Annotated in this window: 5 protein-coding genes; 4 read left to right on the forward strand and 1 reads right to left on the reverse strand. The window is 63.3% G+C overall.

From position 1 onward, the window contains the following. Nucleotides 1-20 precede the first annotated feature (20 nt). On the reverse strand, nucleotides 21-995 hold the full coding sequence (locus ACW9I6_RS01880; protein ID WP_102604413.1) for an alpha/beta hydrolase family protein: 975 nt from the start codon (nucleotides 993-995) through the stop codon (nucleotides 21-23). A gap of 77 nt (nucleotides 996-1072) precedes the next feature. On the opposite strand from ACW9I6_RS01880, the gene ACW9I6_RS01885 reads away from it, so the two are divergent. The 4 genes from ACW9I6_RS01885 (at nucleotide 1073) to ACW9I6_RS01900 (ending at nucleotide 6538) form a co-directional block, all read left to right on the forward strand. Further along, nucleotides 1073-3460 (forward strand): PAS domain-containing sensor histidine kinase, encoded by a 2388-nt coding sequence (locus ACW9I6_RS01885; protein WP_003210979.1) that lies wholly within the window; start codon nucleotides 1073-1075, stop codon nucleotides 3458-3460. Between the two features lie 25 nt (nucleotides 3461-3485). Next, nucleotides 3486-4115 (forward strand): response regulator, encoded by a 630-nt coding sequence (locus tag ACW9I6_RS01890; RefSeq protein WP_003210977.1) that lies wholly within the window; start codon nucleotides 3486-3488, stop codon nucleotides 4113-4115. A 226-nt stretch (nucleotides 4116-4341) separates the two neighbouring features. After that, nucleotides 4342-5454, forward strand: a complete 1113-nt coding sequence (locus tag ACW9I6_RS01895) for an ABC transporter ATP-binding protein (RefSeq protein WP_003210974.1) — start codon at nucleotides 4342-4344, stop codon at nucleotides 5452-5454. Nucleotides 5455-5497: 43 nt separating this feature from the next. Beyond that, a complete protein-coding gene (locus ACW9I6_RS01900) occupies nucleotides 5498-6538 on the forward strand; it encodes an ABC transporter substrate-binding protein (RefSeq protein WP_010167251.1) in 1041 nt (346 codons plus the stop codon). Nucleotides 6539-6651: the final 113 nt, after the last annotated feature.

The raw sequence follows: 6651 nt of genomic DNA on the forward strand, positions 1-6651 counted from the left end.
AGTGTTTTTGAGATTTACGATCAGTCTCCGGGATTTTGCGGGCTCAACCACCCGCGAATCCGCCGGTACAGCTGCTCTTGTCCGGCCTGGCTGTTATCGGGGAAGGCCTTCAACGACACCTGCTTGTAGCTGTCATTCTTCAAACGCTTGCTGGCCTGGGAACGTTCCTGGGCCGCTTTGCGTGCCTGGACGTTGTCCTGATAGAAAAAATCTGCCGTGGCCAGCTTCAGTTTCGGTGCCAGTTGTTGCAGGTCCGGGGCACGGCCCGCCGGGGTCTGCGCGGCCACCATGACAAATTTCTGCACCTGCGCCGGTTGTTTTTCACTCAGGTAACGCGCGGCCCACCAGGCGCCGGTGCCGTGGCCGAGCAATACGACGCTGCGGGCATTCTGGGTCTGGGCGAAGGCGAGGGCGGCGTCAATGCGCGCGAAGATTCGCGTGGCGTCGGTCTTGTCTTGTTCATCGGTGCCGGGAACCACGGCCGGGTCAGTGCCTTCCGCTTCGGCGCTGGCGGCTTGCTCCACGGGTTTGGCGACGGTGCTGGCGTCTTTGCTGCTGGTCTCCACGGTCGCCTTGGGCGATTCGATGACGCGGGGTGGCAAGGTGTCCAGGGTCAGGTCCGGCAGCGACAAGCTCAGGGTGCCCCAGGAAGCGTCCGGCAATTTCTTGCGCAACGGCGCGATTGCTTGAGGCCAGTCAGCACTTTCGCCGTTGCCCGGGACGATAATCACCACGCCTTCAGGCTCACCGCTGTTGGCCGGCTTCCACAAAGCCAGGAAAGAATCGCTGCCAGCCTGCAACTGTTGTTGTTCCTGCTGCGGGATTTGTCGTTCCAGGGCGTTGGCTTCTTCCTGGCTGCGCTCCGGCAAGGGCTGGCGCACCACCGGCTTTTCCGGGGCGGGAGCGGGAGTGTCGGCGGCCTCGACACAAAAGGCGCTGGTAAACAGCAGCGACAGGCACAATGCTGGCAGTGCCGAGCGGTGGGAAAGTGGCATCGTTGATTTCCGGCCAGAAGTGATTCCGGCAGCCTAATGGGTTGGTCAGTATTTGTCAGTGATATGAGACGTGGATCATGGGTTTTCGCTACCTGCTGGTTATCGGCTGTATATGCTTTCCCTTGATCGCGGGCGCCGTGCCTGCGCCTGCCACTCACCAGGCGCAGCTCGATGCCGGCCAGCGCGAATGGCTCGAACAGCATCCCGACCTGCGGGTCGGGCTGGTGTTACAGGCGCCTTATGCCCAATACGATCGGCGCTTGCAGCGGCTGTCCGGGGCCAACGTCGAATTGATGCAGTGGCTGGCCAAGGCGCTGAATATCGAACTGACCTGGCGCAACTTTCCCAATCAGGAGCAACTGGAGGCGGCGGTGCGTGACGGCGAGGTCGACCTCGCCCCCGGCCTGCTGCAAACCCCGGCCGGCCTGCGCCTGTGGTTGTTCTCCGATCCGTATATGCGGGTGCCCCAGCACATTGTCGGGGTTCGTGATGGCAGCACCGCCGTCGACCTGGAGAAACTCGACGACCAATCCCGCGTCGCCGTGCGCATGCCCAGCGCAGTGGCGGATTACCTGCGCAGCACCTACCCGAGTCTCAACCTGCAAGGCGTGCCCATGGAGCGCCAGGCCCTGCAATTGCTGGTGAGCCAGCAGGCGCGGTATGCGGTGGTGGATGAGGCGCAATTGAGCCGGTTGTCGGGCGAAACCGAGTTCGCCGGCCTTGCCGTGGTCGGCGATATCGGCCTGCCGCAATTGCTGCGGGTGGCCACGCGGCGCGACTGGCCCGAGCTGGCCGATATCATGCAAAGCGCATTGCGCGCGATTCCCGCTCGTGATCTGGACCAGTTGCACAGCCGCTGGCTGCAGCCCAAATACCCACGGGTGACCGAGTCCCCCGGCTTCTGGCAAAACCTCACGTTGCTGCTGGGCCTGCTATTGCTCGCCAGCCTGGCCGTGGTGTTCTGGCAGCGCCGCCAGCAACGCGGCCTGGAGCATAATCTGCTGGCCGCCCGCGAAGAAAGCGCCGCCCGCGCCGCCGGTGCCGAAGCCTTGCGCCTGACCCAGTTCTCCATCGACCAAAGCACCGTCGGTATCCTCTGGGTCAATTGGGACAGCCATGTGCGCTACGCCAATCAGGCGGCGGAAACCATGCTCGGCTACGCCCCCGGCGCCCTGATCGAACGCCCGCTGATCGAATTCGACCCGACGCTGACCATGGACCGCTGGCTCAACCTGTGGAAGCGCGCCCGGGCCAGCGAAGACGGGCCACAGAGTTTTGCCACCAATTGCCTGCGCGCCGATGGCAGCGTATTGCCAGCCGATGTGTCCCTGAGTTTCCTGCGCTTTGCCGACGGCGAATACCTGGTGGTCTACCTCAACGATGTCACCGAGCGTCGCCGGGCCCTCGCGGCCTTGCAGGAAAGTGAGGCGCGGCTGCAAGGGATCGCCGCCAATGTGCCGGGGCTGGTGTTTCGCCTGGAGCGCTTGCCGCGCAGCGAGGCGATCGAGTTCGCCTACATCAGCCAGGGCAGCGAGGGCCTGGTGGGTTACGCGCCGGAAGTGCTCAGCCATCCGGCCATGGGCATTCGCAGCCTGGTGCATCCCGACGACCGCGCCAGTTATCACCGCACCCAGGACCAGGCCATCGAGACCGAGAGCAACTGGGCCTGGCAGGGCCGCATCCTGACTCGCCTGGGCGAGCAGCGCTGGGCCGATATCAAGGCCGTGACCCGACGCCTGGAAGACGGCGCCGTGGTCTGGGACGGAATTGTCTGGGACATCAGCGAGAGCAAACGCATCGAGCTGGAGCTGGACGCCTCCCGCGCGCAATTGCGGGAATTGTCGGCCCACCTGGAAACCGTGCGCGAGGAAGAGAAGGCCCGCATCGCCCGGGAAGTGCACGACGAGTTGGGACAGATGCTCACCGTGCTCAAGCTGGAAACCTCGATGTGCGAGCTGACCTACGCCCAACTGGATCCTGGCCTGCACGAGCGGCTGAACAGCATGAAGCGCCTGATCGCCCAACTGTTCCAACTGGTACGCGATGTGGCCACCGCCTTGCGTCCGCCGATTCTCGATGCCGGGATTGCCTCGGCGATCGAATGGCAGGCCCGGCGTTTCGAGGCCCGCACGCAGATTCCGTGCCTGGTGCAGGTGCCGGATAATCTGCCGGCGCTGAGCGACGCCAAGGCCATCGGCCTGTTCCGCATCCTGCAGGAGGCACTGACCAATGTGATGCGCCATGCCCAGGCGCATACTGTCGAGCTGACGCTGGTAGTGGAGGGCGCGCACCTGCGCCTGACCATCAGCGACGACGGCGCAGGTTTCGTCCAGGCCCCCGGGCGCCCGGTATCGTTTGGCCTGGTGGGCATGCGCGAGCGGGTGCTGATCATGGGCGGGCAGTTGAGCCTGGACAGCGCATTGGGCGAAGGCACCACCCTGAGTGTGACGGTGCCGCTGGATTGATAACCAAAAGAAGAGGACATCCACAGTGATCCGTGTACTGGTAGCTGAAGACCACACCATCGTTCGCGAAGGCATCAAGCAACTGATCGGACTGGCCAAGGACCTGCTGGTGGTGGGCGAGGCGAGCAATGGCGAGCAGTTGCTGGAGACCCTGCGCCACGTCCCCTGCGAGGTGGTGTTGCTGGACATCTCGATGCCTGGCGTCAACGGCCTGGAAGCCATCCCGCGGATCCGTGCGCTGAACAATCCCCCGGCGATCCTGGTGCTGTCGATGCACGACGAAGCGCAAATGGCCGCCCGTGCGCTGAAGGTCGGTGCCGCCGGCTACGCCACCAAGGACAGCGACCCGGCGCTGCTGCTGACGGCGATTCGCAAGGTCGCGGCGGGCGGACGGTACATCGACCCGGACCTGGCAGACCGCATGGTCTTCGAAGTCGGCCTCACCGATTCGCGCCCATTGCACTCGTTGTTGTCGGAGCGCGAGTTCTCGGTATTCGAGCGCCTGGCCCAGGGCGCCAACGTCAACGACATCGCCCAGCAGTTGGCGTTGAGCAGCAAAACCATCAGTACCCACAAGGCGCGCCTGATGCAAAAGCTCAATATCACCTCCCTGGCGGAACTGGTGAAGTACGCCATGGAGCACAAACTCCTATAGCGGCATACCTGTTTGCGACTGCCTGCCGAGCGCCGCGCTGCCCGGTCTTGCTGCTTGTAGCGTGGGGTTTGTAACTGCTCTGTTCTATCCCCGCCATCCGTGTAGGGCAATCCCTACCCCAAACCTTCCATCCTGCTGATGCCAATCTCTCCGGGCCCCCGATTTGCGCGGCCTTGCCCTGGGACTACGCTTGTTCCACGGCAGTCCAAAACAAAAAGGTGCGGGTATGAGCGAGGTGGATTCAAATGATGTGCTGGTCAGCTTTCGTGGCGTGCAGAAGAGCTACGACGGCGAGAACCTGATCGTCAAAGACCTCAACCTGGAGATTCGCAAGGGCGAGTTCCTGACCCTGCTCGGGCCGTCCGGGTCTGGCAAGACCACCAGCCTGATGATGCTCGCCGGTTTCGAAACCCCCACCGCCGGCGAGATCCAGCTGGCCGGCCGCTCCATCAACAACGTGCCGCCCCACAAGCGCGACATCGGCATGGTGTTCCAGAACTACGCGCTGTTCCCGCACATGACCGTCTCCGAGAACCTGGCGTTTCCGCTCTCTGTACGCGGCCTGAGCAAGACCGACATCAGCGAGCGGGTCAAGCGTGTACTGAGCATGGTCCAGCTCGATGCCTTCGCCCAGCGCTACCCGGCGCAACTCTCCGGTGGCCAGCAGCAGCGGGTGGCCCTGGCCCGGGCGCTGGTGTTCGAGCCACAGCTGGTGCTGATGGACGAACCCCTCGGCGCCCTCGACAAGCAACTGCGCGAACACATGCAGATGGAGATCAAGCACCTGCACCAGCGCCTCGGCGTGACCGTGGTGTACGTGACCCACGACCAGGGCGAAGCGCTGACCATGTCCGACCGGGTGGCGGTGTTCCACCAGGGCGAGATCCAGCAGATCGCTGCCCCGCGTACCTTGTACGAAGAACCGAAAAACACCTTCGTCGCCAACTTCATTGGCGAGAACAACCGCCTCAATGGCCGCCTGCACAGCCACACCGGCGACCGCTGCGTGGTCGAACTGGCGCGCGGCGAAAAGGTCGAGGCGCTGGCGGTGAACGTCGGCCAGGTCGGCGGCCCGGTGACCCTGTCGGTGCGCCCCGAGCGCGTCAGCCTGAATGGCTCCAGTGAAAGCTGCGTCAACCGATTCTCCGGGCGCGTGGCCGAGTTCATCTACCTGGGCGACCACGTACGGGTGCGCCTGGAAGTCTGCGGCAAGACCGATTTTTTTGTGAAACAACCGATCGCCGAGCTGGACACAGCCCTGGCGGTCGGCGACGTGGTACCGATTGGCTGGCAAGTCGAGCACGTTCGCGCACTCGACCCACTTCTAGAGGCGAATTGATCGCCCCCTTGCTTCACCAACCTCGCACGTGGAGAGAACAACAATGTTGAGATCCCTGAAATATTCCGCCCTGGCCCTGAGCTTGATGGGCGCGACACAGGCCATGGCAGGCCCTGATTTGACGGTGGTGTCCTTTGGTGGCGCGAACAAGGCGGCGCAGGTCAAGGCCTTCTATGCACCGTGGGAAAGCGCGGGCAACGGCAAGATCGTCGCCGGCGAATACAACGGTGAAATGGCCAAGGTCAAGGCCATGGTCGACACCAAGAGCGTGTCCTGGGACCTGGTGGAAGTGGAGTCGCCGGAACTGTCCCGTGGCTGTGACGAAGACATGTTCGAGCCCCTGGACCCGAAACTGTTCGGCAACCCGGGCGACTACGTGAAGGGCGCGATCCAGCCGTGCGGCGTGGGTTTCTTCGTGTGGTCCACGGTGCTGGCCTACAACGCCGACAAACTGAAAGCACCGCCAGGCGGCTGGGCCGATTTCTGGGACACCAAGAAATTCCCGGGCAAACGCGGCCTGCGCAAGGGCGCCAAGTACACCCTGGAATTCGCCTTGATGGCTGACGGTGTGGCGCCGAAGGATGTGTACAAGGTGCTGGCCGGCAAAGATGGCCAGGACCGTGCGTTCAAGAAGCTCGATGAGCTCAAGCCGTATATCCAGTGGTGGGAAGCGGGCGCCCAACCGCCGCAGTACCTCGCTTCTGGCGACGTGGTGATGAGTTCTGCCTACAACGGCCGGATCGCTGCCGTGCAGAAAGAAAGCAATTTGAAAGTGGTGTGGAACGGCGGGATCTACGATTTCGACGCCTGGGCCATTCCAAAAGGCCTGGCCAAGGACCGTGCTGACGCGGCGAAGAAGTTCATCGCCTTCTCGGTGCAGCCGCAGCAGCAGAAGACCTATTCGGAAAACATCGCCTACGGCCCGGCCAATACCCAGGCGGTACCGTTGCTGGCGAAGGACATCCTGAAAGACATGCCGACTACCCCGGAAAACATCGCCAATCAGGTGCAGATCGACGTGAGCTTCTGGGCGGATAACGGTGAGCAACTGGAGCAGCGCTTTAACGCGTGGGCGGCCAAGTAACTCGGTCGCTGATGTGACACCCACCTTGTGGCGAGGGAGCTTGCTCCCGCTGGACTGCGCAGCAGTCCCATCTTTGGGGGCCTCTTCGAGCCCCAGCGGGAGCAAGCTCCCTC

It is taken from the genome of Pseudomonas sp. SDO5522_S412, from assembly GCF_054071215.1.

Coding starts and splice junctions, on each gene's coding strand:
- ACW9I6_RS01895 (WP_003210974.1), top strand. CDS start 4,342: ATGAGCGAGGTGGATTCAAATGATGTGCTGGTCAGCTTTCGTGGCGTG.
- ACW9I6_RS01900 (WP_010167251.1), top strand. CDS start 5,498: ATGTTGAGATCCCTGAAATATTCCGCCCTGGCCCTGAGCTTGATGGGC.
- ACW9I6_RS01880 (WP_102604413.1), bottom strand. CDS start 995: ATGCCACTTTCCCACCGCTCGGCACTGCCAGCATTGTGCCTGTCGCTG.
- ACW9I6_RS01885 (WP_003210979.1), top strand. CDS start 1,073: ATGGGTTTTCGCTACCTGCTGGTTATCGGCTGTATATGCTTTCCCTTG.